At 59.8% G+C, this 24120-nt stretch carries 27 protein-coding genes; 11 read left to right on the top strand and 16 right to left on the bottom strand.

Features of this window, described 5'->3' with window-relative positions:
* The first annotated feature begins 25 nt into the window (after positions 1-25).
* The 4 genes from C3B54_RS06845 (at position 26) to C3B54_RS06860 (ending at position 2459) form a co-directional block, all read left to right on the top strand.
* On the top strand, positions 26-481 hold the full coding sequence (locus tag C3B54_RS06845) for a thioredoxin family protein (protein WP_104913832.1): 456 nt from the start codon (positions 26-28) through the stop codon (positions 479-481).
* A complete protein-coding gene (locus C3B54_RS06850; protein ID WP_104913833.1) occupies positions 465-959 on the top strand; it encodes a DUF4395 domain-containing protein in 495 nt (164 codons plus the stop codon). Before C3B54_RS06845 ends, C3B54_RS06850 begins: the two co-directional genes overlap by 17 nt.
* A 154-nt stretch (positions 960-1113) precedes the next feature.
* Positions 1114-1539, top strand: coding sequence for an OsmC family peroxiredoxin (locus C3B54_RS06855; protein WP_104913834.1), 426 nt, complete (start codon positions 1114-1116; stop codon positions 1537-1539).
* The gene (locus C3B54_RS06860) at positions 1539-2459 is read left to right on the top strand and encodes a TIGR01777 family oxidoreductase (RefSeq protein WP_245867865.1); all 921 of its coding nucleotides are present in this window, start codon (positions 1539-1541) and stop codon (positions 2457-2459) included. Before C3B54_RS06855 ends, C3B54_RS06860 begins: the two co-directional genes overlap by 1 nt.
* A 6-nt stretch (positions 2460-2465) precedes the next feature.
* Here the strand turns inward: C3B54_RS06860 and C3B54_RS06865 are convergent, their stop codons facing one another.
* The 8 genes from C3B54_RS06865 to C3B54_RS06900 all read right to left on the bottom strand — a co-directional run bounded on the left by C3B54_RS06865 (position 2466) and on the right by C3B54_RS06900 (position 8901).
* A complete protein-coding gene (locus tag C3B54_RS06865) occupies positions 2466-2774 on the bottom strand; it encodes a HigA family addiction module antitoxin (RefSeq protein WP_211286290.1) in 309 nt (102 codons plus the stop codon).
* Positions 2774-3052 (bottom strand): type II toxin-antitoxin system RelE/ParE family toxin, encoded by a 279-nt coding sequence (locus C3B54_RS06870; RefSeq protein ID WP_104913835.1) that lies wholly within the window; start codon positions 3050-3052, stop codon positions 2774-2776. Before C3B54_RS06870 ends, C3B54_RS06865 begins: the two co-directional genes overlap by 1 nt.
* A 77-nt stretch (positions 3053-3129) precedes the next feature.
* On the bottom strand, positions 3130-3570 hold the full coding sequence (locus C3B54_RS06875) for a hypothetical protein (RefSeq protein WP_245867866.1): 441 nt from the start codon (positions 3568-3570) through the stop codon (positions 3130-3132).
* A 5-nt stretch (positions 3571-3575) separates the two neighbouring features.
* Positions 3576-4358 carry a 4-hydroxy-tetrahydrodipicolinate reductase gene (gene dapB / locus C3B54_RS06880; protein ID WP_104913836.1) on the bottom strand — a complete coding sequence of 261 codons (783 nt, stop codon included), beginning with the start codon at positions 4356-4358 and terminating at the stop codon, positions 3576-3578.
* A 102-nt stretch (positions 4359-4460) separates the two neighbouring features.
* The gene (locus tag C3B54_RS06885) at positions 4461-4901 is read right to left on the bottom strand and encodes a hypothetical protein (RefSeq protein WP_104913837.1); all 441 of its coding nucleotides are present in this window, start codon (positions 4899-4901) and stop codon (positions 4461-4463) included.
* A 3-nt stretch (positions 4902-4904) separates the two neighbouring features.
* A complete protein-coding gene (locus tag C3B54_RS06890) occupies positions 4905-6626 on the bottom strand; it encodes a hypothetical protein (RefSeq protein WP_104913838.1) in 1722 nt (573 codons plus the stop codon).
* Positions 6627-6832: 206 nt separating this feature from the next.
* Complete coding sequence (locus C3B54_RS06895) at positions 6833-7195, bottom strand: metal-sensitive transcriptional regulator (RefSeq protein ID WP_104913839.1); 363 nt, start codon at positions 7193-7195, stop codon at positions 6833-6835.
* The gene (locus C3B54_RS06900; protein ID WP_104913840.1) at positions 7192-8901 is read right to left on the bottom strand and encodes an FAD-dependent oxidoreductase; all 1710 of its coding nucleotides are present in this window, start codon (positions 8899-8901) and stop codon (positions 7192-7194) included. The genes C3B54_RS06895 and C3B54_RS06900 overlap by 4 nt, the downstream gene beginning before the upstream one ends.
* A gap of 67 nt (positions 8902-8968) precedes the next feature.
* Between C3B54_RS06900 and C3B54_RS06905 the strand changes: the two genes are divergently transcribed.
* A complete protein-coding gene (locus C3B54_RS06905) occupies positions 8969-9982 on the top strand; it encodes an oxygenase MpaB family protein (protein ID WP_245867867.1) in 1014 nt (337 codons plus the stop codon).
* Positions 9983-10034: 52 nt separating this feature from the next.
* On the opposite strand, the gene C3B54_RS06910 is transcribed toward C3B54_RS06905, so the two are convergent.
* Both C3B54_RS06910 and C3B54_RS06915 read right to left on the bottom strand, forming a co-directional pair.
* Complete coding sequence (locus tag C3B54_RS06910) at positions 10035-11051, bottom strand: FKBP-type peptidyl-prolyl cis-trans isomerase (protein ID WP_104913842.1); 1017 nt, start codon at positions 11049-11051, stop codon at positions 10035-10037.
* Between the two features lie 68 nt (positions 11052-11119).
* Complete coding sequence (locus C3B54_RS06915) at positions 11120-11653, bottom strand: OsmC family protein (protein ID WP_104913843.1); 534 nt, start codon at positions 11651-11653, stop codon at positions 11120-11122.
* A gap of 353 nt (positions 11654-12006) precedes the next feature.
* Between C3B54_RS06915 and gabT the strand changes: the two genes are divergently transcribed.
* Genes gabT through ald form a run of 3 tightly spaced genes read left to right on the top strand, consistent with a single transcriptional unit; the run spans position 12007 to position 15503 of the window.
* Positions 12007-13377 (top strand): 4-aminobutyrate--2-oxoglutarate transaminase, encoded by a 1371-nt coding sequence (gene gabT, locus C3B54_RS06925; RefSeq protein WP_104913845.1) that lies wholly within the window; start codon positions 12007-12009, stop codon positions 13375-13377.
* A 3-nt stretch (positions 13378-13380) separates the two neighbouring features.
* The gene (locus tag C3B54_RS06930) at positions 13381-14394 is read left to right on the top strand and encodes an asparaginase (protein WP_104913846.1); all 1014 of its coding nucleotides are present in this window, start codon (positions 13381-13383) and stop codon (positions 14392-14394) included.
* On the top strand, positions 14391-15503 hold the full coding sequence (ald, locus tag C3B54_RS06935) for an alanine dehydrogenase (protein ID WP_104913847.1): 1113 nt from the start codon (positions 14391-14393) through the stop codon (positions 15501-15503). The genes C3B54_RS06930 and ald overlap by 4 nt, the downstream gene beginning before the upstream one ends.
* Positions 15504-15567: 64 nt before the next feature.
* Here ald and C3B54_RS06940 read toward each other — a convergent pair whose 3' ends face one another.
* Positions 15568-18282 carry an FtsK/SpoIIIE domain-containing protein gene (locus C3B54_RS06940; protein WP_158665584.1) on the bottom strand — a complete coding sequence of 905 codons (2715 nt, stop codon included), beginning with the start codon at positions 18280-18282 and terminating at the stop codon, positions 15568-15570.
* Between the two features lie 212 nt (positions 18283-18494).
* Positions 18495-19220 (bottom strand): FHA domain-containing protein, encoded by a 726-nt coding sequence (locus tag C3B54_RS06945; protein ID WP_104913849.1) that lies wholly within the window; start codon positions 19218-19220, stop codon positions 18495-18497.
* A gap of 222 nt (positions 19221-19442) precedes the next feature.
* Here C3B54_RS06945 and C3B54_RS06950 point away from each other — a divergent pair, with 222 nt between their 5' ends.
* From C3B54_RS06950 to C3B54_RS09005, 3 genes are all read left to right on the top strand, one after another.
* Positions 19443-20000, top strand: coding sequence for a TspO/MBR family protein (locus C3B54_RS06950; protein ID WP_104913850.1), 558 nt, complete (start codon positions 19443-19445; stop codon positions 19998-20000).
* 130 nt (positions 20001-20130) lie between these two features.
* The gene (locus C3B54_RS06955) at positions 20131-21201 is read left to right on the top strand and encodes a hypothetical protein (protein ID WP_104913851.1); all 1071 of its coding nucleotides are present in this window, start codon (positions 20131-20133) and stop codon (positions 21199-21201) included.
* Between the two features lie 72 nt (positions 21202-21273).
* Positions 21274-21825, top strand: a complete 552-nt coding sequence (locus tag C3B54_RS09005; RefSeq protein ID WP_170006136.1) for a methylated-DNA--[protein]-cysteine S-methyltransferase — start codon at positions 21274-21276, stop codon at positions 21823-21825.
* 31 nt (positions 21826-21856) lie between these two features.
* On the opposite strand, the gene C3B54_RS06965 is transcribed toward C3B54_RS09005, so the two are convergent.
* The 4 genes from C3B54_RS06965 to C3B54_RS06980 all read right to left on the bottom strand — a co-directional run bounded on the left by C3B54_RS06965 (position 21857) and on the right by C3B54_RS06980 (position 24120).
* A complete protein-coding gene (locus C3B54_RS06965) occupies positions 21857-22258 on the bottom strand; it encodes an arsenate reductase ArsC (RefSeq protein ID WP_104913852.1) in 402 nt (133 codons plus the stop codon).
* Positions 22258-22986 (bottom strand): aquaporin, encoded by a 729-nt coding sequence (locus C3B54_RS06970; protein ID WP_104914329.1) that lies wholly within the window; start codon positions 22984-22986, stop codon positions 22258-22260. The genes C3B54_RS06965 and C3B54_RS06970 overlap by 1 nt, the downstream gene beginning before the upstream one ends.
* Positions 22987-23113: 127 nt before the next feature.
* Positions 23114-23854, bottom strand: a complete 741-nt coding sequence (locus C3B54_RS06975) for a YaaA family protein (RefSeq protein ID WP_104913853.1) — start codon at positions 23852-23854, stop codon at positions 23114-23116.
* Between the two features lie 5 nt (positions 23855-23859).
* The gene (locus tag C3B54_RS06980) at positions 23860-24120 is read right to left on the bottom strand and encodes a F0F1 ATP synthase subunit epsilon (RefSeq protein WP_104913854.1); all 261 of its coding nucleotides are present in this window, start codon (positions 24118-24120) and stop codon (positions 23860-23862) included.

Genomic DNA, 24120 nt, shown 5'->3' on the forward strand with positions numbered 1-24120 from the left:
ACAACTGTGAATAGCGTTGTGGGACATGGATTCGACCCTCAGCATGTTGTTGATCATTGGCCTGGTCGTTCTAGCCAGCGCAGTGGGCGTCATCTGGCGTGCCACACGGTCACGGGTGAGCGCCCCGGGGAGTTCTGAGACGTCACCGCGGGTGCCGTCTGGCTACCTCGCGGTCGGAAAAACACTCACCATGTTGCAGGTCTCAGCACCGCTGTGCTCATACTGCGGTGCGATGCGAGGCATTTTGGCTGCCGCTGCCGAGCGCGACCCCCAGGTAGGACACGTCGAATACGACGTGTCGGAGATACCCGACGTGATCGAGTCGTTCACGATTCGACGCACACCGACGACGTTGTTGGTGTCCGCATCAGGGGATGTGCTTTTCACACTGGAAGGCCCCACGCCGCCTGGTGTGGTGAGCGATCACATTCACCGTGCCTACGAAGAAATCCAGAGGAGATCCGATGAATACCTCATCTAACCGCCCCGGTCAGATTGATCCGCGCGGGCCGCGCTTTGGCGCGGCCATCACCAGTGTGTTGCTTCTGGTGGTGTTAGCCCTCGTCCTGCCCGTTGCCGACACCCCCGCCTTTGATGGTGCCTGGTGGCTGTTTGTGGTCATTACTGCGCTATTTGCCTGGGGCACGCTTCTGGGGCCCGGCAAACACCCATATGGGGCATTGTTTAAGGCCCTTATTCGCCCCCGCCTCGCTCCACCTTCTTACCTCGAAGATCAAGCACCACCTCGTTTCGCCCAACTGGTGGGCTTGATAGTGAGCGCCGTAGGGATCACCCTGCATGTACTTGCCGTCCCCTACGGGCTAGTGATCGCCGCAGCGGTGGCGTTCCTCGCGGCGTTTTTAAACGCCGTATTTGGCCTGTGTCTGGGGTGTGAGCTCTATAACGTCCTCCTTCGCCTGCGTCGGGGTAGAGCCCCCGCAGGCCCTTCCACACCCTGAAGGGTGGGAAGTTCCTGAATACCACTCGCCAAAACCGTCAGATAGTGGTTGCATTAACTCGTCTTCGAAGAGCCTCGGCTCTGACCAAGGACTCCCGCAGAAAAAGCGCGGACTATCTCGTTCACGCCACCACCCCCAAGGAAGGGACACCACGATGGCTATTACCAGCGAAGCACGCACCCACTGGGAAGGTTCACTCACCGAAGGCCACGGTCAAACCAGTTTGCAATCCTCTGGAGCTGCCACGTTCGATGTGACGTGGGCAGCACGCTCTACCGGGGAAACGGGTAAAACAAACCCTGAAGAGCTCCTCGGTGCTGCGCACTCAGCCTGCTATTCGATGGCACTCAGCCACGCCCTTGGTGGTGCCGGCTACACCCCAGAATCCTTAGACGTGACCGCCGCGGTCACCTTCGTTCCCGGTGAAGGCGTGACCGGTTCACACCTACTCCTGGTGGCGAGCATTCCCGGTCTTGCAGAAGACGAATTCCACCGTTTCGCTGAAGAAGCCAAAGCGGGATGCCCCATCTCGCAAGCCCTCGCCGGTGTTCCGATCACCCTGGAGGCGAGTCTTAAGTAATGCCACTCCTCCAAAACCCCGCAGAGACCCTGCGGGTGCTGGTTTCTGGTACCAGTGGCCTCATTGGCACCCCCCTAGTCGAGCGCCTTCGAAGCCGTGGCCACGACGTCCACGTGTTGGTGCGCCGCGAACCACACGATGCGACCGAACACCGCTTTGACCCCGCCACAGGTCAGATTGATCAGGGCATCGTCGACCACGTCGATGTGGTCATCAACCTCTCCGGTGCATCAATTGCAAAACTGCCGTGGACGGCCGCTCATAAGCGCGCCATCCTGGACTCCCGCATCGACGCCACCGGCACAATTGTCGGCGCCATTAAGGAGTCCCCCACCCCACCACACAGCCTCATCCAAGCCTCCGCGGTGGGCTTTTATGGCGACCGCGGCGAAGAAGAACTCAGCGAAGACTCCGAACCGGGCTCTGGCTTCCTCGCCGAGGTCACCCAGGCCTGGGAAGGTGCCACGACCCCGCTCGAGGGGTCATCGACCCGTGTGGCACTGGCCCGGACGGGTTTGGTCATCGCCCAGGGCGGAGCGATGGCACCACTTCGACTACAAACCATGCTCGGTGTGGGGGGCGCTATTGGCTCTGGTCGGCAGTGGTGGCCGTGGATTAGTCTGCGCGACGAAGTAGATGCCCTTGTGTTTTTATTGGAAAACCAGAAACTCTCCGGGCCGTTTAACCTCGCCGGCCCCACCCCCGCCATTTCCCGCGAGGTCACCCAGACTCTCGCTCACATGATGAAGCGCCCCCACTGGCTCGGCCTACCGGAATTCGCAGTGAAACTCCTGCTCGGTGAAGCAGGCCGCGAGCTTCTACTCGCCAGCCAAAAGGTGATCCCCACAGCACTAGCGGACGCGGGATTCGAGTTTTCGGACAAGACCGTTGCCGACGCACTGAGCTCGGCTGGTCTTTAAGTTGAACTAACTGGCTTGACTAAAGTCCAGCCGCTCCAAACCACCGGGCTCAAAATCTCTGGAGAGCTGCCATAAGTCATAAGAAGCCTGCATGGACAGCCAGCTTCGTGCTGAGCGGCCAAGAACAACCGACAGGCGCATAGCCATCTCCGGACTGACTCGGTGGGAACCTTGGAGCAGTCTTTGCAACGTTGAAGGCGTGACACCCAGCTTGCCTGCCAACCGTCTCGAGCTCATCCCAGAGGGCTTCAGGTACACCTCAGTGATGAATTCACCGGGGTGGGGCGGGTTATACATTGGTCCTAACTCAGTCATTAGTGATAATCCTCGTAATCAAGTAGATAGGCGTTTCCTTCTCGAAACTCAAAGGTCACGCGCCAATTTTTGTCCACTGATAGCGACCAGCGGGGTGACTGGTCTCCTTTCAACGGGTGCAGTCTCCAACCTGGCAGATCGAGATCTTCGGTTTTATTCGCTGAATCCATAGCAGAGAGTAGAAGTCTCAGCTTCGGCGCATGCTGCGGTTTCACCCCCCTCGACTCTCCTTTCTCAAAGAGCAACCGGAGCCCTTTGTGTCGAATCGAAACAATCACACACTCAGTGTAGCGTGTTGCGCAACATAACTCAATAGTTCAGAGAGTCGACTAGCCACAAATCCGGGCCGGGGAGCCTATGAGTAAATCCGCTCCAACCTGATTGCGCGTCTAATCGCCCAGCGCCCACGCCGGCGATCACCGCAAGCGTCATAGGCGAGGCCCAACCGAAACCACGCTTTCCAATCTTCTTCAGCTGCTTCCACCTCGCCTTGGAACTGCGGGAACAACTGGGAGGCTTCTTCCCGCAGTGCCCGACCACCGATGGTGCGGGGAAAATCGGGAACTAAGCCCTGTTCCTCCAAAAGTGCCCGCAGCCGACTAGAGGCCGCGCCAAAACGCCATTCGGCCACAAGACCCCACGCTCCCAGCAGCGGCAACACCAGCAGGGCCACACCCATGATGTTGACAATTAGATTGTCGTCTTGCAGCAAGATCGAGGCGTACACCACGGCAAAGCCCAAATAGACGAGCAACAGCAGTGACATCACCACACTACCGGCGAGGTAGCGATTCACCAGCGCTACGCCCCCGGCTCGACAGGGTCGCTGGCGGCATCATCCACACCAACCGGCACACCCAGGCCCAACGCCTGGTCGAGTCCCACCACGAGACCTTCCTGGTCCATCACTGCTTTCATCGCCACGGCAATACCGTGGCGGTAGGCATCCGCGGAATAGGTGTCGTGTCGAATGGAAAGAGTCTCTGCGGTGCCGCCAAAAATGACTTCTTGCTGGGCCACCACACCGGCTAACCGCATGGAATGCACAGACACTCCGTGGATGTCATCCCCCCGGGCTGTCTGGTTGGAGTGTGGTGCCACCACACCACCGTGGGCATCGCGAACCTCCGCGATGCGCTCTGCGGTATTTCTTGCCGTACCGGAGGGGGAATCGACTTTGCCTTGGTGGTGGGCTTCGATGATTTCAACCGAATCGAAATAGTGGGCAGCAATCGTCGCCAAGTGGGTACCCACGACAGATCCCACAGAAAAGTTCGGCACCACCATCACCCCGGCACCGGGCAGGCTGGCAAGCTTTTTGCGAAGGCCGTCGAGTTTGTCGGCATCCCAACCAGATGTTCCCACCAACACTTTTGCCCCGTGCTCGAGGGCCGCATCGACAACTTTGGGTGAGACACCAGGCAGGGACACATCGACCACCAGGTCCACACCGGCTAGCTCGTCCAAGCTGTTATTGGAGCCAAGCTCTTTGGTCAGTTGGAAACCATTAGTGGCATCAACAACTTGGCCGACAATCCGACCCAAACGGCCAGAAGCCCCCACAACCGCCACCTGGACACTCACAGATGAAGCCTAGCAAGACCGCCCAGGTAGACAGCCGTTGAGCCCCAGCCTCGAACCAGTGATTCCTTCGTCGCCGTCGGAATGGTGGCTTGCGGCGGGCCTCTATGCCCGGCGGCTACGACGGAGCCAGGCGGCAACGACTATCGCCACAAGAAGAATGACGGCGAGGATCGACCAAATGAAGCTCAGGTCCAAACCAGCCTGCTCCGCTACTGCGAGGTCGGGTTGGGCGTCATCCACAAAGACACCCATGTTGGCGGCTTTGACGTAACCATCAGTGCCCACACCTTGAAGCTGCAGAGTATGTTCACCGGTGGGGATCAGGTCAGGGTCAATCCCGACCTCTCCCGAGAACTCACCATTTTCATCAATGGTGACCGTTCCCAACAGGGCAGGTTCAGAAAACAGCCACACATCCGCCCTCGTGCCCGCCATGAACCCCACACCAGAGACCAGCGCCACTTCATCACGCACCAGCGTCACCAAAGCACCCGACTCGCTGGGTTCCACACCACCCTGTTCAGAATCAATCGCAACCGCCATATTTCAGGTATCCCCTTCCACCACCGCAATATTCTGATCGGGCAGTGCCGTCGTTGTGGCTTCCGTGACCACACCCGCAGACGTCACCGCCGTCGCTCCAGGCTCCACCACCGGAATATCACCCGCATCACGGTCCAACGCCGGAGCAGGATCACCCTGTGCGACGTTGACGGCCATTTCGAGCACGACCTGGTTACCGTCAGCATCCACACTTACGAGCTGCAACAGCCTCTCCCCAATAGGCAGGGGCTCCGCCAATGGATCTGTCGACACTGGCAGTTCACCACTAAACGTCCCATCGGCCGCCACCGTGATACTCGCCAACTCACGCGAATCATCAACACCAAGGGGAATAAACACTTGAACGCTTGCCCCCGGCTCTAAACCAGCACCCTGGAGAACTGCAACCGAGCCGGCCTTCACACTCAAACGGTTCAGCCCATCATCGGAGCGTGACACCCCACCAGAACCCCCATCAACACTCACACCCAGGCTTAACGAACCCGCGACCACCGACAAAGTTGTCGGATCAGGCGAAGACTCCTCCACAATGGTCGGCACACCACCCACTAACACCGTGGGAACCCGAGGAGGTGCGGACACCACACCACCGCGCCACACCGGGCCCTCCACAGTCGTAGTCGGAGCCGGCGCAGCCTCAGCAACCCTCGGCCGCACGGGTGCAGTCACAGCCGGCGCCGGAGTTACCGCAGCAGCCACCGTGTCATCATCATCATCGTCGTTTCGTCCGGTGTCACCACCGCCACCTGAATCAGGCACCACACAAGGATCTTCGGTGTATTCCCACAACAAGAACGGATAACCGTCGTTGGCTCGAGAACAAATCCCCCACACGTTGGTCGGTGTGTCAAAATCGTATGCTTCCCAACCGTCGACAATGCCCCACGCAGCGTCTAGGCCTTCAGTTGCCGTGTCGTTAAATGTCGCGAGGGAAGTCATTTCATCAGTGGTTTTGCCCTCACCGGCAGCACTCGTCGACTGCAGCGAGGTCTCTGAGTTCCAGAATGAATTCGTGGTGGCTTTGCCCGAACCCGCAAACCCTCCAAAATCGGTATGGGTCACACCGTCCACTGCAGACACTGCTCCAATTGAAAACAATCGGTCGTGTGACGCACCGTCTGCTTGGCCGATGAGGCCCCCAACGTCCGCTGGGTCGAAGGTCCGTCCGTCGTTCAAAACCAGCCGAAATCCGCCAACCGAGGCCGTCGAATAACTATCTGTCACCCGGGATGCAGATAATGAATACCCAACAAGACCGCCCACTTTTTGCCAGGCTTCCACGCTCCCTGAAACAAAAGCACCAGAGACTGTGGCGCTATCAAGGCGCCCCACAAGTCCACCGGCGTAAAGGCGACCCGACACATCAACATCGACCAAGCCAATATTTGACAACACCCCACCACTCGCCAAGTAGCCAAAAAAGCCGGCATAGTTCTCGTTACCAGCCACCACAGGATTTTTCACAATGTTGCCTTGGCCGTTGTAGGAACCCGTAAATTTTAAGACGGCCTCGCCGATTGGCTTCCACTCGCACCCGCCGAGGTCAATATCTACCGTCTGGCGATATGAAGCTCCGAGGGCATCAGCCCGTGAAGGATCGCTTCCAGTGTTATCTGCGCTAGCCGCCCATGAAAGCCACACAAGGTTGTCCGGAGAAGCGATTTCGTAAGGGCTACCGGAGGTGCCGTCTCCCGAAGGCGCCACGGAGCGTTGCGTGGCCCGAGTGCCGCGTCTACACATCCACAAATGAACGCCCCGGGTTGCCGGCCACTGTCATACCCCCGCGGACGTCGCTAGAGCAAACGACCGCACGCCGGACGGCACTGACGGCCCTTCAACGAAAGCCAGAAATCAAATGTCGCGTTATTGACTCGCTCGGCTAAGAGTGTTGGGCTCAGAACACACTTTGGCTACGACAACGACAAGAACAGTTTTTCGAGGTCCTCAACGGTGGGCTTGCCTTCATCGTCAAGGTTTTCCTCGGCCACGCACTCTCGCATTGCCGTGGCAATGATGGCAAAACCCGCTTTATCCAGTGCGCTCGATACAGCGGAGAGTTGGGTGACAACGTCGCGGCAGTCACGACCCGATTCGACCATGGCGATGACCGCGCCCAGTTGCCCTTGTGCACGGCGCAGGCGGTTCACGATTTTCTTGTCTTCAGCCACCGGAAGCTTCGCTTCCGGTGCGATGCCCGCGGTGCTGATTGCTGAGCTGCTGATCGCTGAGGTACTGCCGGTTTTTTTCGTGGTCGCGACTTTTTTGGCGGTCATGACGTCGATGCCTCCTGTTTCGTGGCGGTGGTGGCAAATGTTCCCAACTGCCAGGTGAGGTAGCCACCATCGAGATTTTTCACCTCAATGCCCTCCAGGCGAAGAATACTCGCCGCAGTGTGAGCTCTTTGGCCGACACGGTCAAAGACGATGAGCTTTCGACCCCGAAGGGAGTCGAGGTTGTCCCTTATCGAATCGAGGGCGACAAATTCTGCACCGGGGATGGTGCCCCTGGTGTATTCGAAGCTGGAGCGTACGTCGATTAGCTCCCACCCATCGGCAGCGAGCTGGTCGACTTCGTGCCACTGTGCGGAATCTTCCCCGCCGACCCGGTTGTCGTTAATGTATCCGGCCATGTTGATGGGGTCTTTGGCAGAACCAAACTGTGGGGCGTAGGCAAGCTCTAAGTCGATCAGGTCGGTGGCGGTCAGGCCCGCCTGCATGGCAGTCGCGAGCACATCGATTCGTTTATCGACACCGTCATCGCCCACTACTTGGGCACCGAGGATGAGATCCGTTTCTGGATCGACGATGATTTTCATCGCCATTTGGGCCGCATCCGGGTAGTACCCGGCGTGATCAATGGGGTGTGAGTGGATGATCCGCATGGCTCGACCCTGGTCACGGAGCACTCGCTCGTTTACGCCCGTGGAGGCAGCGGCCAGTCCGAAGAAGCCCACGATGGAGGTGCCATAGGCGGTGGTGTTTCGCACCGGGCGGCCCATGATCGAATCGGCCGCATAGCGGCCGTGGCGGTTAGCAAGGCCTGCGAGGGGAATCATGCCGGCTCCGGCATCGCGTTTCTTTTCGGCCGCATCGCCCACCGCCCAAATGGCGGGGTCGGAGCTTCGCTGTTGGTCATCTACGGCGATTCCACCGGCCGCACCGATCTCGAGTCCGGCTTCTTTGGCCAGCTCCAGGTTGGGCCTGGCACCTACAGCCATGACGACCATGTCGGCATCTAATGCCTTGCCACCCTCCAGGGTCACACCCTGGTCGGTCACTTCTTGGACTTTGGCAGCCAAGTGCACATCGACGTCGTTGACCCGGGCACGCTCCACCAACAGCCACGCCATTTCAGGATCCAGCAGCGGCATCAGTTGGGGTAGTGCCTCAACGAGGGTGACTTTCATGCCCTTGTGGGCGAGGTTTTCGGCCACTTCGAGGCCGATGAACCCTCCGCCAACAACGATCGCGGATTGGGCGGTCTGGGTGCGCTCAATCATCCGGTCCATGTCGTCGAGGTTCCACAACACATAGGACTTTTCCACCCCGGGAAGTGGTGGCCTGATCGGGCTGGAGCCTGGACTCAACACCAGGGCGTCGTAAGGGGCGGAGTATTCCTTGCCGGTTTCTACTTCGCGCACCTGAACGGTTTTGTTGGCGCGGTCAATGGCGGTCACTTCGGTGCGCACGTGCACGTCGATGTTGAAGCGGTTTTTCAGCGCACCGGGTGTTTGCAGCACCAGTGAGCTGCGGTGGGGAATGACCTCACCCACGTGGTAGGGCAGCCCACAGTTGGCGAACGACACTTCGCCGCCGCGCTCAAACACGGTGATTTGTGTGGTTTCCGATAGCCGTCGCAGTCTGGTCGCGGCGGACATGCCGCCAGCGACACCGCCGATGACGACAACTTTTTCGGGCACACCGCTGCCGCTGGTGTGTGCGTGTGAGGGGTTGGAGTTCGGAGAAGTCTGTGTGGTCATACCCACCACCTTATACCCTGGGGGGTATCATTTCCACACCCAGCTAGTTCGTGTCACCCTTAAACCTGTGTCAGGCCAACCGATGAAAAAACCCCTCAACCAGGTGCTCTTTGGTTGGCTTCGAAAAGACCTCCTCATGATGTTCTCGGGCGACCCCGAAGGGGGCGCCCCCTGGGTGGCCCAAATGGGCGACGGCCACGATGCCGGCTACTTTGGCCCCGACTCTGCCGTCTGGCACGTCAACGGCGCAGCCCCCACCCTCGTGGCCGGAATTCGGGCACTCATGATGCAAACCCTGCACCCCGGCGCAATGGCCGGGGTGGCCGACCATTCCCGCTACCACAGCGACCCCCTGGGACGCCTCGCCGGCACTGTCCGGTGGGTGGTGGTCACCACCTTTGGCAGTACCGACACTGTGGCCACAGAAGTTGCTCGGGTAGAAAAAATGCACCGCCGTGTGACCGGCGAATACCAACCCAACAGCGACACCGGGTCTGCTGCCTCACCAACCCCCTACGCGGCCAGTGACAAGTCACTGATCGCCTGGGTGCACCTGGTATTTACTGACGCCTTTTTGGGAAGCCACGTAAGCCTCGGGCGAGATATCCCCGACAAAGACGGTGAATCAGGCCCCGACCGCTACGTTCGCGAATGGGCCACCGCGGGAATCCTGATGGGCTACAACACTCCCCCCACCACACAGCAGGGCCTTAAGGAGGCCATCGAAGCATTCCTGCCGGAGCTTCGCTCCGATGAGCGGGTCGCAGACGCGCTGAAATTCATCCTGGACCCACCACTTCCTCCAAGCATTCGACCCGGCTACCGGCTCCTTTCTGCCGCAGCAGTCGCGAGCCTGGAGCCCCAATATCGGACACTGCTTGGCCTGAAGCGCCCCTGGTGGCCAGCGCTCACGATTGGAAGAGTCGCTGTGGCATTCATCGGCTGGGTCTTAGGTGCCGAGTCGCCCAGTATGACCAAAGCCCGCGAGCGCATCAATGCTCTACCCGAAGACAAGCGCCACCCGGTGACCATTGCCCCTCGGGGTGGCAGCGCGCACGGCTCAACAAGCGCACAGCCCTGAACCTCTCGAGCCAAAGAGGCCCTAAAGGTCTTGTTCCCTAGGCACTATTTACCTACTGCATCCCCAGGATGTCGACGACGAAGAAGATTGTGTCTTCTGGTCCAATACGCCCATCACCGGTTCCCCCTTGCGGGCCATAGCCCAGGGCGGGGGGAATGGTGATGAGGACCCTGGAGCCCACATCTTGGCCGACCAAACCGTCTCTAAAACCGGGGATGACACCGTTGGTGGGGAAAGTGGCGGGTTCACCGCGTTCAAAACTGGAATCGAAGGTCTCCCCCGTGTTCCAGTTCACCCCGTGGTAGTGGACGACCACGGTGGCTCCGTCGTACACCATGGGGCCTTCACCCTCAATCACTGATGCCACTGCATAGGAGCCCGGGATGTCCCCTTCGGGGAATTCCACGACCGGCACTCCATCAACGAGCTCCACCGCGGGGAACCCTTCAGGGGCGGGCTGTTGTGTACCGACCAGTTCTTCAAGGGGCGGCGGGGGTGGTGGCTGAATGTCCAAAATGTCGGCAATGAAAATAATGGACACTCCCGCACCTAAACCAAACTCTGGTGCGCCCTCAGTTCCAAAGGCTTCTTCGGCGGGAATAACTCCCGCCACGCGCGAGCCGACCGTGGAACACATCAGGGTGTGAACCAAACCGACCAAGTAGGGGGTGTCTGGTTCGATTGGGATCATGTCCGGAGCTTCATCTTCGTAGCCAATGTGGCCGATTTTTTCGCCGGTTTCACCGTTGAAGTAGGCATAAGACAGGGTCACCCGGTCTTGGGCTTCCACCTGCTCACCTTCACCCTCCACCACCACCATGCGCTCAGTGGCGGCGGGGGTGAGTGCTGAACTAAAAGTGATCTCTGGGGGCGCATCCAGGTCGGTACTGACCTCCAGTGATTCCACATCGGGACCGGAGGGCTGACATTCACCAGGAGCCATCGGTTCGCTGCCGCCCGAGGCTTCAGCGTCTTCGCCAAGGGCAGCCGGGTCAGCTTCGCCGGCAGCGCAGCCGGCAAGAATAAGGGTCAGTGCTACCGAGGCAGCAGTAGGGGCAAGCCTGGGCACGAGCGACAACCTTCCAGATGGGAAAACCAAACGCACGCTATCTTCGCAGGCGAAACCTGGATATGCGGTCAGGACAGCGAAATTGTCTGGGCAATCACAGCCACCTCAAAGTTCACACTGCGGGCAATAAAACACGCCTCGTGTGCTTCGTGGTGGAGGGCTTGGGCCTGATCTCTCTGCCCGCCCGGGACACTCACGAAGGGCCGAAGCTCGACACGGGTCATCTGCCCCTTACCGTCACTGCCCCACTCCAATGTCCCGGTGGCCTCCATCTCAAAAGCCCGGATGTCTATTCCTGCCCCACTGGCGAGGTACACAAAGCTCAAAAAATGGCATTGGGCGAGTGCGGCAATGAGTAACTCTTCGGGGTTCCACCTCGACGTTTCACCGTGGAACACTTTGGCCGAAGAACCCACAATGTCGGGTTTACCCTCCGCCACAATCAGATGCCTCCTAGCGAGCGCGCCCGGCCTAGCCGGGCGGGACTCGCCCAGCTCGGTGTAATCCCCTTGGGGCGACTCCCCCTTCAGTGAGTCAGAGTCCACAGAGGTGTCGATCTCACCTAACGCGTGGAGGCGCAGGTGAAAGTGGTGCTCTGGCATTTACACCCCGTTCTGTGTGGGCATTCTTCAGCGGTCTGTTGGGTTGACTGAGGCCAGAAACGCTCGCCGCTCAACACTTAACGCTCACGCCTCTTCCCGCTCACACTCTAGGGTTGCCGGGCCACACACGCACGACACCTAGACCCAGAAGCACACGGGCAGAAGTGTTGGTCCCTGGTGGCATTGGGCAATGGGGACACCCCCTTGAGCGTGGGGCAAAGGCGCACTGAGGCGAGCTATTTGCCCTCACCGGAGTTCGAAAAGGGGCCCTCTGGCAGGGGTGCAACCGCGGCGTGTGACACAGCGCAAAGCTACTTCGTGGGCGTCAGTGTGGAGGTCTACACTGGGGCACTATGACCGACATTCTCCACTCCCCCGCTACCACTTCCGAGTCGACCAACCGGAAAATTGTGACCCCCATTCCGGGGCCGAAAAGTGTGGAACTGCATGATCGCCGTGTGAAGGTGGTCTCTGAGGGTGTATCTGAGCTGTTCCCGATTTATGTCGACCACGCGCACGATGCGCTCATGGTCGATGTCGACGGTAACCAGTTCATCGACTTCACCGGGGGAATTGGCGTGACCACTGTGGGTCACACCAATGACGCCGTGGTGGAAGCCGTGCGCGACCAAGTGGGAAAAGTCACCCACACGCTGTTTGGTTTGGTCGGATACGAGTCGTATATCCGCGCGGCGGAGTTGTTAGCCGAACACACTCCAGGAGATTTCCCCAAGAAATCGGTCTTTGTGAACTCGGGTGCGGAAGCACTTGAAAATGCGGTGAAAATTGCGCGTAAGTTCACCGGTCGCACCGAGGTTGCGGTGTTGCACCACGGTTATCACGGTCGCACGAACCTCACCGCGGCAATGAATTACAACATGCACCCCTACGGGACAGGTTTTGGGCCACTCGCAGGGTCAGTCCACCACGCGCCCAACTCCAACCCGTTTAGTGATGGCCTCACTGGTGAGCAGGCTGCCAAAGCAACGATCACCCACCTGGAAAAGCGCGTAGGGGCAAGCCAGATTGCGTGCCTCGTGGTGGAGCCCATTCAGGGTGAGGGTGGTTTCATCATCCCCGCCGATGGTTACTTAAACGCCCTTGTGGACTGGTGTGAAGAAAACGGCATCGTCTACGTCTCCGACGAAGTTCAAAGCGGTATGGCCCGCACCGGCAAATATTTCGCGAGTGAACACTTCGGCATCGTGCCCCACCTCACAACCTCAGCGAAGGGAATCGGTGGTGGACTACCCATCGCTGCAGTGACAGGTCGTGCCGACATTATGGATGCCTCCCACTCGGGTGGCTTAGGGGGAACATTCGGAGGAAACCCGGTCGCTGCTGCCGCCCTGGTTGCCGTCTTTGAACAGGTGGAATCCAGAGGTCTCCTCGCTGAAGCCCAGCGGGTGGAATCAATCATGCGCCCACGCCTGGACGCCATCAAGCAACGCTTCGACTCTGTCGCCGATGCCCGCGGTAAGGGAGCGATGATGGCAATCGAACTTCAGGACCCTGCCACCGGTGAACCAGCACCCGCCATCGTGAAAGCCGTCCAGCAGTTCGCCCTGCACCAAGGGGTGCTGTTTCTCACGGCCGGAACATTCGGCAACGTCCTTCGATTCCTGCCCAGTGTGGTCATCACTGACGAGCAGCTTCATGAAGGTCTCGACGTTCTCGAAGCATCACTCGAAGCGGCAATTGCCGCCACCGCAGCGCAGGCATAAGCGATGTTGACCTGGTTGGCACCCACCGATGGTGCGGTGTTGGCCACGGTGGAGCGAGACGGACATTCGGAGTCTTTTCACCACGGCATCCTTAGCGTGGTCGACGCTGACGGGAAAGTGCTCTTTGAGGCGGGTCACGCTGATCGTGTGGTCTATCCACGATCCACGATTAAGCCCCTGCAAACCCTGGCGGTGCTGCGCACCGGTGTGGAGCTCACTGACCTGGAAATCGCCTTAGCTACTGCCAGTCACAGTGGCTCGCTCGCGCACCGTCACGCGATTTCTGCGTTTTTACAGCGCCACGTCTTAAGCGAAGGCCTATTGCAGTGCCCTCCCGATTGGCCACTGTCGGTCTCCGAAAAAGCTGCCCTGATCGCCGAAGGCAGTCAAAAAAGCTCCCTCGCGATGAACTGCTCAGGAAAACACACCGGTTTTCTCGCCGCCTGCCAACACCGCGGCGACCCGTTGGAAAATTATCTCGATGTGAACCACCCACTACAGCGAGACATCAGAGCAACCATCGAAGAGTTCACCGGTGAAACCGTTAGCCACACCAGTGTCGACGGCTGCGGGGCACCCCTACACGCGGTGACACTGCGTGGTCTCACCCAGGGAATTTCCCGCCTTCTCTCGAGCGATGACCCTCACGCGAAGCGCATCGTGAGCGCCATCGGCGCTCACCCGTGGGCACTCTCAGGGGAGAACACCCCCAACACCAGGGTCATTGAGACCCTCGGGGGAATTGCCAAGATCGGCGCCGAAGGGCTCGTCGTGGTCGGTCTCCCCGGAGGAATCACCGCCGGAGTGAAAATCTTGGACGGGTCAATGCGAGCAACCACACCGGTAGTACTCGAAGCACTCGCAAAAGTAGGTGCCGTGAGTGTCGAAGTAGTGGAGAATCTACGAGGCTGGCTCGAAGAGCCTGTTCGAGGCGGTTCCACAGTAATCGGCGGTCTTCGCGTGACGTTGGGCAATGGGGCCCCGGACGAGGACCACAAAGAAAGGCGCAGGTCATGAAAATCTCAATCCCTCGGGAAATCAAAAACAACGAATTCCGGGTTGCGATTACCCCTGCCGGCGTGCGCGACCTCGTCACTGCGGGACACCACGTCACCATCGAAACCGGAGCGGGGTTGGGTAGCGGTATCACCGACGCCGACTACCAGCAAGAGGGTGCTCACATCGTGGCTTCCGCCGAAGAATGTTGGGGACACGCCGACATGGTGGTCAAAGTCAAAGAACCCATCGCTGAGGAATACCGCCACTTCCGAGAAGGTCTCACCCTCTTTGCCTACCTTCACCTCGCGGCCGAACCAGAGCTCACCCAGGCCTTAATGGATGCCGGGGTGACAGCGATCGCCTACGAAACCGTTCAACTGCCCGGAGGTGGCCTTCCGCTGCTTGCCCCGATGAGTGAAGTGGCCGGACGCCTCGCCGCCATTGTCGGTGCTCACACGCTGCTTCGCCCCCAAGGGGGCAGTGGTCAGCTTGTTCCCGGTGTTCCAGGAACCCACCCCGCCCACGTCGTGATTTTGGGCGGCGGTGTCGCCGGCACCAACGCGATGGCCGTCGCTGTCGGACTCGGTGCGCGGGTCACGGTGTTGGACACCAACATTGCGCGGCTTCGAGAAATCGATGCGCTGTATGCCGGCCGGGTCACCACCCTGGCCTCCAACTCGCTCGAAATTGAGCGTGCAGTAACCGATGCGGACCTCGTCATTGGGTCTGTCCTCATTCCAGGTGCAAAAGCGCCCAAGTTGGTCTCCCTCGACCTGGTGTCGAAAATGAAACCCGGCAGTGTGTTGGTAGATATCGCTGTTGACCAGGGCGGATGCTTCGAAGGATCCAAGCCCACCACCCACGACGACCCCACCTTCGCCGTGCACAACTCGGTCTACTACTGCGTGGCCAACATGCCAGGGGCAGCCCCCGCCACCTCAACATCTGCCCTCACCAACGCCACCATGCCCTACGTCCGGTCACTGGCCAATAAGGGGTGGAAGGATGCCCTAAAAACCGACGCGTCGCTGGCCGCAGGACTTTCCACCCACGCTGGTGCGCTCACCAACCAGTTCGTGGGAACTGCTCTGGGTATTACTGCGGAAGACGCCGCCCTCCACTTCTAGAGACCCTCACTGCTCGTGCCTTTCCACCCTTTCGCTCGGGTGGGCGGGCGGGAGGAATACTCGCTTAAGCGCAGTCAATAAGCCGCACTCCTTGCGCGCGCACCCACCACGCCTGAGAGTCCGGAGGCGACACTAAGGGTGCGCGTTCGTGCCCGACAACCTGTCGCATTTGGGCGGGTGACAGACCCCACATAATTACCCCTGGGCCACCCAGCGCCGCGTCGAGGCCACCTGACTCCAGCCCACCGCCCGCGAAGACGCGATGTGCGGGGGCCTGAGACCAGCCAGCCTGTTCCACCAGAGTGCTGATCTCACTGCCCGGCTCGGTGTGTTCGGCCACAACCAACAGACCACCCCTCTGGTGAGCGAGTACCTGGTCCAGGGCGGGCCTTGGAAAAGAATGCTCGGCGTCGAGACGAGTGCCCACTCCTTCTCTGCCAGAGCGAGGCCTCGCCCAATGAATCGGATGCTCCCGCCACAGCCCCCGACCCGGAGGAGCGTGTGGTGAGAAATAGCGTCGATTGATACCCCACTGGTCCAAAAGCTCCGCTTGGCTTACCCGGAGCGTGATCAACTCGGCGCCGGCTCGAACCAGGCTGCGCATGATGGCGCAGCCTGGTCTACTTGAGACGACCAGTCGCCCGGGATGTGACAGGTCAGCGAGCGCCTCACCCGCTCTGATGAGTCCTGTGGCTAACTGGGCTTGCACCTGTTCAGAACAGTCATTCCACACTCGATCTAGTCGCGGGGCAAACACTTGTGGCGCGGTGCCCAGACGGGTCACACCAGTCCACGCCAGCGGACCTGTCGCCTTCTGGCCACCAGATGACACAGTGCCGTGTCCGTCGTCGAAAACACCGGTGAGAAGACTGAGCGCGTCGAGTAATGCCGCCGGTTCATTCGGTAGAGAGGAAGCGGGTCCACTGGCTGAAGTGCATTCCACAAAACGCGCCATCGCTTCCCCCACACCGCTACCGACATCACCGACAATCACGACCAGTCCGGAGGCAACGTCACCTGGCTTCCAGGGCGACAGGCACTGCTTCTCGGCCTGTTCGATCAGACCCAGTTCACCGTCTACCGGGGCGACAACATCGGGCAAGGATTCACTCCACAGCCTGGCAGCGGGAGGCTGTGTGCCCTCGGGCGGACCCAGTGGCACCACCTGACTGGTGTAGGGGGAGCCACCGAGGCTCAGACCTAGGGTTGTCCCTGGTGGTGTGGCGTGTAGGCGTCGAATGGTCGCCTCAGGAACCCCCGGAAGGTATTCGCTTGCCTCCATCGGGTCGGTCACTCCCAAACAGAAACGCAGCCCGGCGTTGACAATGACACCTTTGGGAACCTGGGAGGTCATCCGCTGGCCAGAAATTACTAGGTGTAAACCCAAGGAGCGGCCACGTGCCGCAATGTCGGAGAGTAGGTCGACGAAGCTGTCGTCGCGCTGCACCAGTAGCGCGATTTCGTCGATGGCGATAATGCTTCTCGGGCAGACCACTTCCGGAGGAAGGTCACTAATATCGGCCACGCTGTGGCTGGCGAGAAGTGTTTCTCGCCTGGCAATTTCCGCCACCACACCGGTGTGGACCCGGCGCAGCGCATCGGGCTCCAAATCGGTGAGCACCCCGGCTAAGTGACCCAGTCCTTGCAGACCGAGAGCTCCCGAACCCCCTTTGAAATCAATCAACACGCAGCTGAACTGTTCCGGGGTGTATCGGCTTGCGACATCGAGCAGTAGCCGCTGGAGAAGGATGGTTTTTCCTCTGCCTGTTTGCCCCCACACCAATGCGTGAGGGCCTTCGGTGGCAAGGTTGTGACTGTGATGACCATCGAGGGAAAACCACAGGCTGCTTCGATCATCAGAAGACCCAGCCTCTGCGTGAACTTCCGGTGACACCCGTCGCCACTGGGCCATTCGCCGTAGCGCCCACAATGCTCCGGGAGCGCCCAGAAGATCGGGCCTCAGCGCCTGATCCATGCGCCTTCCATCCTGATACACCTGAGCTTGGTCAGGACCACTCACCAGCACCACGGTGTGTACTTGGGGGTGCACCTCGCTCTGACTGGCTACTCGTTCACAGCGCACGCCACCAGCCCTACTGGCAGGGGAAACTGCTGTGGATGTCGCCATCTCGGACAGTTCGACAACGCACGGTGGCTCCCCCGGCAGTGAGCCTTCATTATCAACCGGCCACACCAAGTGGACATCTCGCTCGGGGTCTCGACTGCACCACAGTGCCAGTGCTTGAATGACCACTGCGCGGTACACCGCGGTCGCGTGAGGCCCCTCACCCACCACGGCCACACCGCCCGCAAGGTCCACCAGGTGGGGAAGCCCAGAGATCACCTGCCCAGAATGCCCCCCATGCCCGGAGTGCCCACTGTGATCGAGGCCGCCGTGTTGGGGGCCAACATGTTTGGGGCCCACACGGTCGAGGCCGACCCGAAGGGGCAAGGAGGTTGAGTGTTGCGTGTGCGCACCCCCGAACGATCCGCTTCCTAGCGAGCCGCCGCTGTGTGGTCGCCAGAGCGGATTCGCCATCCATTCAACGACGCTCGGGTGTCGCTCGAGTGCGTCCTGTCGAATACGACGCTCTTCGTGCTCCCTGGTGGCTTGGGTATAAGCCTGGCCGGCTTCTTCAGCCGCCACATCTTCGGCCATGGCCAGGCGGTGGCTTCGCTTGGCTTCCCACCACGACCCAAGCGCCATCACGGGTCCCAAAATGCCGATCATGAGTGCGAAGGGTGAGCGAAAGATGACCAACATCACCAGAGAGATCACCAGAGGGGCCACCAGGCTGAGCCACGGAAATCGTGGTGCAGAGCGGGAAGTTCGTGGCGCCACGGGCGGAGTTGGCGGGCTGCTGGGTGGGGAAAGTAGGGTCACAGCCTGCAGAAAAGCGTGTGCGGGAGGTGGTGTTTTGCTGTGTGCCCTGTTTGGTGACGACAGGACCACATGCGATTCACTGTGGACAGCGAAATTATCCGTTCTGGTTAGCCCAACACCAAAATGACAGACCCTAACCGGATTTCTGAACCGCGCACCAGGTGGTAGCGCTCGTAGGGCACACATTGGAGTGCGGCCCGGCCCGGTTCGACCACGACCGTGCCAAACACTGAATTGGCGTCTTCGACCCACAACACCCCGTCACTGACCCCAAAGCGCAGGTGGACAGGATCCACAGACTGGTCTTCCGCAACAATCTGAATCCAATGCAGACGATCACCCTCGGGAGCACTGTCTCCTGAGCCGATACCGCCAGGGGTTTCCCCCAAGGTGTAGGTCACGCCGGTGTGGGAAGTCAACACAAAGCGGGCTCGAACTCGAGACGACTGTGACAAACGCTCCGGGTAGCTCTGGTGGGCCTTTTTTTCACTCAACAGTGGCGAATCGTCGGGATCTAATGGTTCAGGTTCGGGAGCGTTAGTCCCGCGACCGAGAGTGCGACGCAACCACTGTGTCGCACGGGTCAATGTGTCGCCGCTGGTGTGGTCGCCGTCAGATGATTCGGTGTCCGACTCTGACTTGTCACCGGTTTTCTTTCCTCCGGCTTCTCTTCCCCCTACGTCCCCGCCCGGACCCGTCGCCTCGGGGTCTTCGTCGGCGCGATCCTCAGCGCCCGCGGGGTGTTCCGAGGCGTCATCTTCGGGTTCGCTCTTGATTAACGGGTTGACCCGTGATTGGCCGCACGAGGGACAAAAAAGACTGGTTTGGGCCACTAAGAGCCCACAACGGGAGCACTCCTCGGGGGGTGCTACGTCTTCGCGGTCAAACAAACTCACGTATCGAAGGCTACCTGTTGGGGTGCACACTGCCCGGGAGGCAGTGTCGGAAACCTCCACACGACACCCAGCTGACATACGGCGACTATCCAGAGTGAAGGCTTAACCTCCAGGTTGAGAGTTTTTCGTTTACTGCCCCATCAAAGGTGACCAGGCCGAATGTCTAGTGAAGGTTTGCCTTCTCCCGATCAGACCAGGGAGAACACCCGGAGCGATTCGCGCACCCTCTCTCAGGATGTGGGGGCTCTGCTCCTTTTTCTGATCGCCAGTCTTGCGGTGGCGGGAATTGCCGGCCTCGCGACCGTTTCTACCGTGAACGGCTGGTATGCCGAAGCAGAAAAGACCCTCTGGAATCCCCCCAACGACATGTTTGGCCCCATCTGGGGTGTGCTCTACACCCTGATGGCGCTTTCCGCGTGGCTGGTGTGGCGCCAACCCCGAAGCCTGGAGCGCTCGCGGGCATTGGGGCTTTTTGCGGGCCAGTTGGCGATGAATGCGGCCTGGACGCCCCTGTTTTTTGTCGCCTTTGAATATGCGGGTGGTGTGGCACTGTGGGTGGCACTGGTGTGGATTGTTCTTCTCGATTTTGCGGTGCTGGCTACCGTTTTCGTGTTTTGGCCGGTCCAGCGCTTCGCGTCTGTGTTGTTGGTGCCCTACTGGGTCTGGTTACTGTTTGCCACCGCGCTCAACGCCTCTATCGCGGTGATGAACACGTAGTCCCCCACCTCCAGCGAAATACGGGTCCGATTGACTAGATTTCTTCTGACGCCACCGCTGTGGATGATCCCCGGTTCTAATACTCCAGCGGGTGGTAACCCACCCGCTTTGGTCTAGAAAGTGTGAGGCAATGAGTTCACTAAGTACCCCCGCAAAGATTGGCCGCGCATTCGTGGCCCTCGTTGCGGTGGGCGCACTGGCCGGCCAAGCCGGTGTGGTGTGGGCAGCGAACTGGGTGGTGGACCACCACCAGTGGATTGCCGATCGCTCGATTGCCCTGCAGTTTGAACCTGGACCACAGCTTGCCGGCTATGCCGACAAAGCGCAGTTCACCCCAGAGGGCGAAGTGTATTTTTACGCTTCCCGGCCGGAAGTGGTGCCGGCTTTAGAGTTTGACAACTACTGTTCCCGAAACGAGCCAGGCATTGGCGTGTTGGGCTGTTACCGCCTTCAAGAACAGCGAATTTACCTCTACGACGTCACCGACGAGCGGCTCTCCGCAATGGAACCCGTCATCGCCGCCCACGAGATGCTCCACGCAGTGTGGGATCGATTCGACCAGGCCACAAAGGATGGCCTGGCGCTGCTGCTAGAAGAAGCCTTCGCCGCTCTGCCGGAGGATCACCCCATGCGTGAGCGCATCGCCAGTTACGAAGACTACGATCCTAATTCCCGCATCCCTGAGCTGTATGCCCTGTTGGGAACAGAGGTCGAGACGCTCCCCCAAGCGTTAGAAGACCACTACGCCCTCTACTTTGTCGACCGCCAGAGGGTAGTGACTCTTGCCGCCGAGGTCTACGGCATTTTCAACTCTTTCGGTGCGGAACTCGACTCCTTGGTTGCCGACCTTGACGCCCGGTTGACGGTCATTGATGCGCGAAAAGCTCAATACGAGTTGGATGCCGAAATTTTGGGTGCCGATATTGCCATCTATAACGACAGGGTGTCTCGTTACAACGACGGTGAGGACGTCCGGGGTGCCGCAGGGTTTGAAGCCGAACAAGAAGACCTGGTCCGACGCCAAAATGCTCTGCGCGCTCAGCGCGCAGAGGTCGAAAACCTCATCGACGAATACAACGCGCTGCTCGATCAGCTAAACATCCTGAACCAAGAGCTCACCGAGCTGAACCAGGGCATTAACATCACGCTGGAGCAGGAAGAAGAACTGGGCGACATCGACACCGTCGAACAAGCCTCCTAACCCTCGCGTTACCCATCCACAGGGCGGTGGCACTCCTGGCGCCATGTCAGTGCCTGGCTTTACACTTCACCCATGGCACCCACGAAGACCTCAGCACATACCCGGGACAACCCCACTGGCGGTGACTTACAAGGCGAAGCAACCCTCACCATGCCAAGCCCGCTCGGCACCCTCACGCTTCATGCGACTGATCACGCCGTGATCGGACTGGAGATCGGCCACGCATCAGATTCGGGGTCAACGCCGAGTCACGCCTCCGCGCCTCATGACCTCGCCCACCCCGTATTGGAGGCGGCGAAGGCCCAACTGGAGGAATACTTTGCGGGCTCCAGGCACACCTTTGATGTCCCTGTGGTGATGCAGGGCACCCCATTTCAGGAAGCGGTGTGGTCAGCACTCGAGTCCATCCCTCACGGCCAGACAGCCAGCTACGGTGAGCTGGCCGAGGCGGTAGGGCGCCCTGGTGCGGCACGCGCGGTCGGTGGTGCGGTGGGTGCCAACCCAGTTCCCATCATTGTCCCCTGCCACCGTGTCATGGGCTCAACCGGCAAAATCACCGGCTACAGCGGTGGCGATGGAATTTCTACCAAGCAAGCACTACTTGCTCACGAAAAGCCGCATTAACATCGCTTTCCACGCTGCACCAGGGTGATAACTACGGCGTGATTTCACCAATCAGTTGTTCCACTCGGCGGCGGATGTCGTCTCGTACTCGGCGGACTGTTTCCAGGTCTTTTCCTGCAGGGTCTTCTAATTCCCAGTCCAGGTATCGCTTACCAGGGTGAAACTTGCACGCATCCCCACACCCCATAGTGATGACGACGTCGCTGGCCTCGACTTGTTCGTCGGTGAGGATTTTTGGCTGATTGGCACTGATATCGATGCCCTCTTCCCGCATGGCCTCCACGGCCACCGGGTTGATGTGGTCTTTCGGTTCCGAGCCTGAGCTCAATACCTGAACGCGATCACCCGCTAAATGCTGCAAATAACCGGCCGCCATCTGGGACCGGCCCGCGTTGTGAACACAGACAAACAACACCGTGGGGGTGGTGGACATTAGGGGCCTTCTTTCGCAGTGTGCTCGGTGTGAGCAGCCCGAGAGGCCTCTTCACCCTGTGGTTCACGGGCTAGTCCTGTGGGGTAATACAAGGACACCAGTAGCCATCCCAATAATGCCCCGAGAACCTGGGCAGCAATGAACCCCAGCACCGATTCGACAGCAATGCCAGTAAACGAATCGGTGAACATGCGCCCAACCGTCACCGCAGGGTTGGCAAAAGACGTGGACGACGTGGCAAAGAATCCCGCACCAATCCACGCCGGAACCAGAAGCGGCAACCAGTCCGCTTTGGACTGAGCGACGGCGGTCAAGATCACCGCGATGAGGCCTGCTGTGGAAATGACTTCGCCCAGAAAGCTTCCCGTCGTGAGCCGCTGATTGTTGGAAAACTCCACCAGGGGGAGGTCAAACATCGCCTGAGCTCCCACCGCACCGGCGACACCACCGGCGAGCTGCATCACGCCGTAGCTCAGGCCCTCACCCGCGGGCAGCTCTCGGCGAAGGGTCATCACCAGGGTGACTGCCGGGTTGATGTGTGCACCAGAGACGGGAATGAGAAGGGCCACCAACACAGCCAAACCCAACACTGTCGAGATCTGGTTGATCAGGATCACCACACCGAGGTCTGCAGACAAACGCTGCCCCATGAGGCCCGAGCCAATCACCATCATCACTAAGGCCGCGGTGCCGAGGAATTCAGCGAAAAGCCGGCGGGGTAATGACATCAACACGGGGTCTCCTGGAATGGCAGGGGTACTCCAAGTGTGCCCTGGGGCACCGATTAAGAAGCGAAAAACGAGGCCTCGTTTGCCAAGTGTTCACCCAAGAAGAAGGCCAAAAGAGTGGGGCCCTCTAACCGACGACCAGGTACAGCTCCCCCGCATTGTCTGGGACCTCTGCAAAATGCCAACCGTGGGCGCCACCCCAGTCAAGGAGCTTCCCTGCCGAGTCAATGTGGGCATTACTGGTCAGCAAATCGCGAACCATCTTGCCCTTGGTGGCCTTATTGGCGTGCCCGACAGCCGCACCGCGGTCCAGGTCTTTCACCACTCGAATGAACACCCCGGTGCCCTCCGGTAGTGGTGCGAGGGCTCGGTAGCCCTCGCTGCGCAGATCAATCGTGAAATCGTCTGCCCAAATCTGCTCTGCGTGTGGTTGCCACCGGGATTTGAGGCTCTCCCCGGGAAGTTTCGAATCAAAGGAGAGTCGGTAGCGGGGAATTGGGTTCATCGCCCGAAGTGGTCCAAAGAGTGCGGAAAAAAGCCACAGTGATTCGGCCGCGTGCGCGCTGGCCGCAGCGTCTAAACCGGAAATATCGAGGGCATCGAATAACACCCCGGTGTATCGGTGGATGGCGGGCATTACCGGGCTCGATAGGAGCTCCCTATTGGCCACGATCCACTCGTCACCTTTAGCACCAAGGCCCAGCGCCTTCTTAGTCGCATCAGGGTCCAGAGACAGTGCGACAAGGTCTTCGGCAATTGCCTGACGCACAGAAGTGAGGTCAGGAAGGGCTAACTGTTCCCACTCGAGGTGCGATGAGTCCAGGCCGCCTGGGGTTTTTGTCTCCGACGGAGGCAGAACAATGCGCATAGGCGCTACTGAATCTCAGCCATTCCGGCGACAATGGTCACCTGGTCGTTATCGACAGAGAGGAAACCGTCCTCAGCCGTCGCCGTCACCTTCTCACCCGAAGTCGTCGTGATACGAACCTCTCCGGCAGCCAGCACACCCAGAGTGGGCTCGTGGCCGGCGAGGATACCAATTTCACCCTCAGTGGTGCGGGCAACGACCATTTCGGCCTCGCCCGACCACACTTCGGCCGTCGCAGAGACGACAGTGACGTCGAGGGGTGCCAC

The sequence above is a fragment of the Pontimonas salivibrio genome (genome assembly GCF_002950575.1).
In the GTDB taxonomy this organism is placed as follows: Bacteria; Actinomycetota; Actinomycetes; order Actinomycetales; family Microbacteriaceae; genus Pontimonas; species Pontimonas salivibrio.

Coding starts and splice junctions, on each gene's coding strand:
- C3B54_RS06845 (WP_104913832.1), top strand. CDS start 26: ATGGATTCGACCCTCAGCATGTTGTTGATCATTGGCCTGGTCGTTCTA.
- C3B54_RS06850 (WP_104913833.1), top strand. CDS start 465: ATGAATACCTCATCTAACCGCCCCGGTCAGATTGATCCGCGCGGGCCG.
- C3B54_RS06855 (WP_104913834.1), top strand. CDS start 1,114: ATGGCTATTACCAGCGAAGCACGCACCCACTGGGAAGGTTCACTCACC.
- C3B54_RS06860 (WP_245867865.1), top strand. CDS start 1,539: ATGCCACTCCTCCAAAACCCCGCAGAGACCCTGCGGGTGCTGGTTTCT.
- C3B54_RS06865 (WP_211286290.1), bottom strand. CDS start 2,774: ATGACTGAGTTAGGACCAATGTATAACCCGCCCCACCCCGGTGAATTC.
- C3B54_RS06885 (WP_104913837.1), bottom strand. CDS start 4,901: ATGGCGGTTGCGATTGATTCTGAACAGGGTGGTGTGGAACCCAGCGAG.
- C3B54_RS06895 (WP_104913839.1), bottom strand. CDS start 7,195: ATGACCGCCAAAAAAGTCGCGACCACGAAAAAAACCGGCAGTACCTCA.
- C3B54_RS06900 (WP_104913840.1), bottom strand. CDS start 8,901: ATGACCACACAGACTTCTCCGAACTCCAACCCCTCACACGCACACACC.
- C3B54_RS06915 (WP_104913843.1), bottom strand. CDS start 11,653: ATGCCAGAGCACCACTTTCACCTGCGCCTCCACGCGTTAGGTGAGATC.
- gabT (WP_104913845.1), top strand. CDS start 12,007: ATGACCGACATTCTCCACTCCCCCGCTACCACTTCCGAGTCGACCAAC.
- C3B54_RS06930 (WP_104913846.1), top strand. CDS start 13,381: ATGTTGACCTGGTTGGCACCCACCGATGGTGCGGTGTTGGCCACGGTG.
- ald (WP_104913847.1), top strand. CDS start 14,391: ATGAAAATCTCAATCCCTCGGGAAATCAAAAACAACGAATTCCGGGTT.
- C3B54_RS06950 (WP_104913850.1), top strand. CDS start 19,443: ATGTCTAGTGAAGGTTTGCCTTCTCCCGATCAGACCAGGGAGAACACC.
- C3B54_RS06955 (WP_104913851.1), top strand. CDS start 20,131: ATGAGTTCACTAAGTACCCCCGCAAAGATTGGCCGCGCATTCGTGGCC.
- C3B54_RS09005 (WP_170006136.1), top strand. CDS start 21,274: ATGGCACCCACGAAGACCTCAGCACATACCCGGGACAACCCCACTGGC.
- C3B54_RS06965 (WP_104913852.1), bottom strand. CDS start 22,258: ATGTCCACCACCCCCACGGTGTTGTTTGTCTGTGTTCACAACGCGGGC.
- C3B54_RS06970 (WP_104914329.1), bottom strand. CDS start 22,986: ATGTCATTACCCCGCCGGCTTTTCGCTGAATTCCTCGGCACCGCGGCC.
- C3B54_RS06975 (WP_104913853.1), bottom strand. CDS start 23,854: ATGCGCATTGTTCTGCCTCCGTCGGAGACAAAAACCCCAGGCGGCCTG.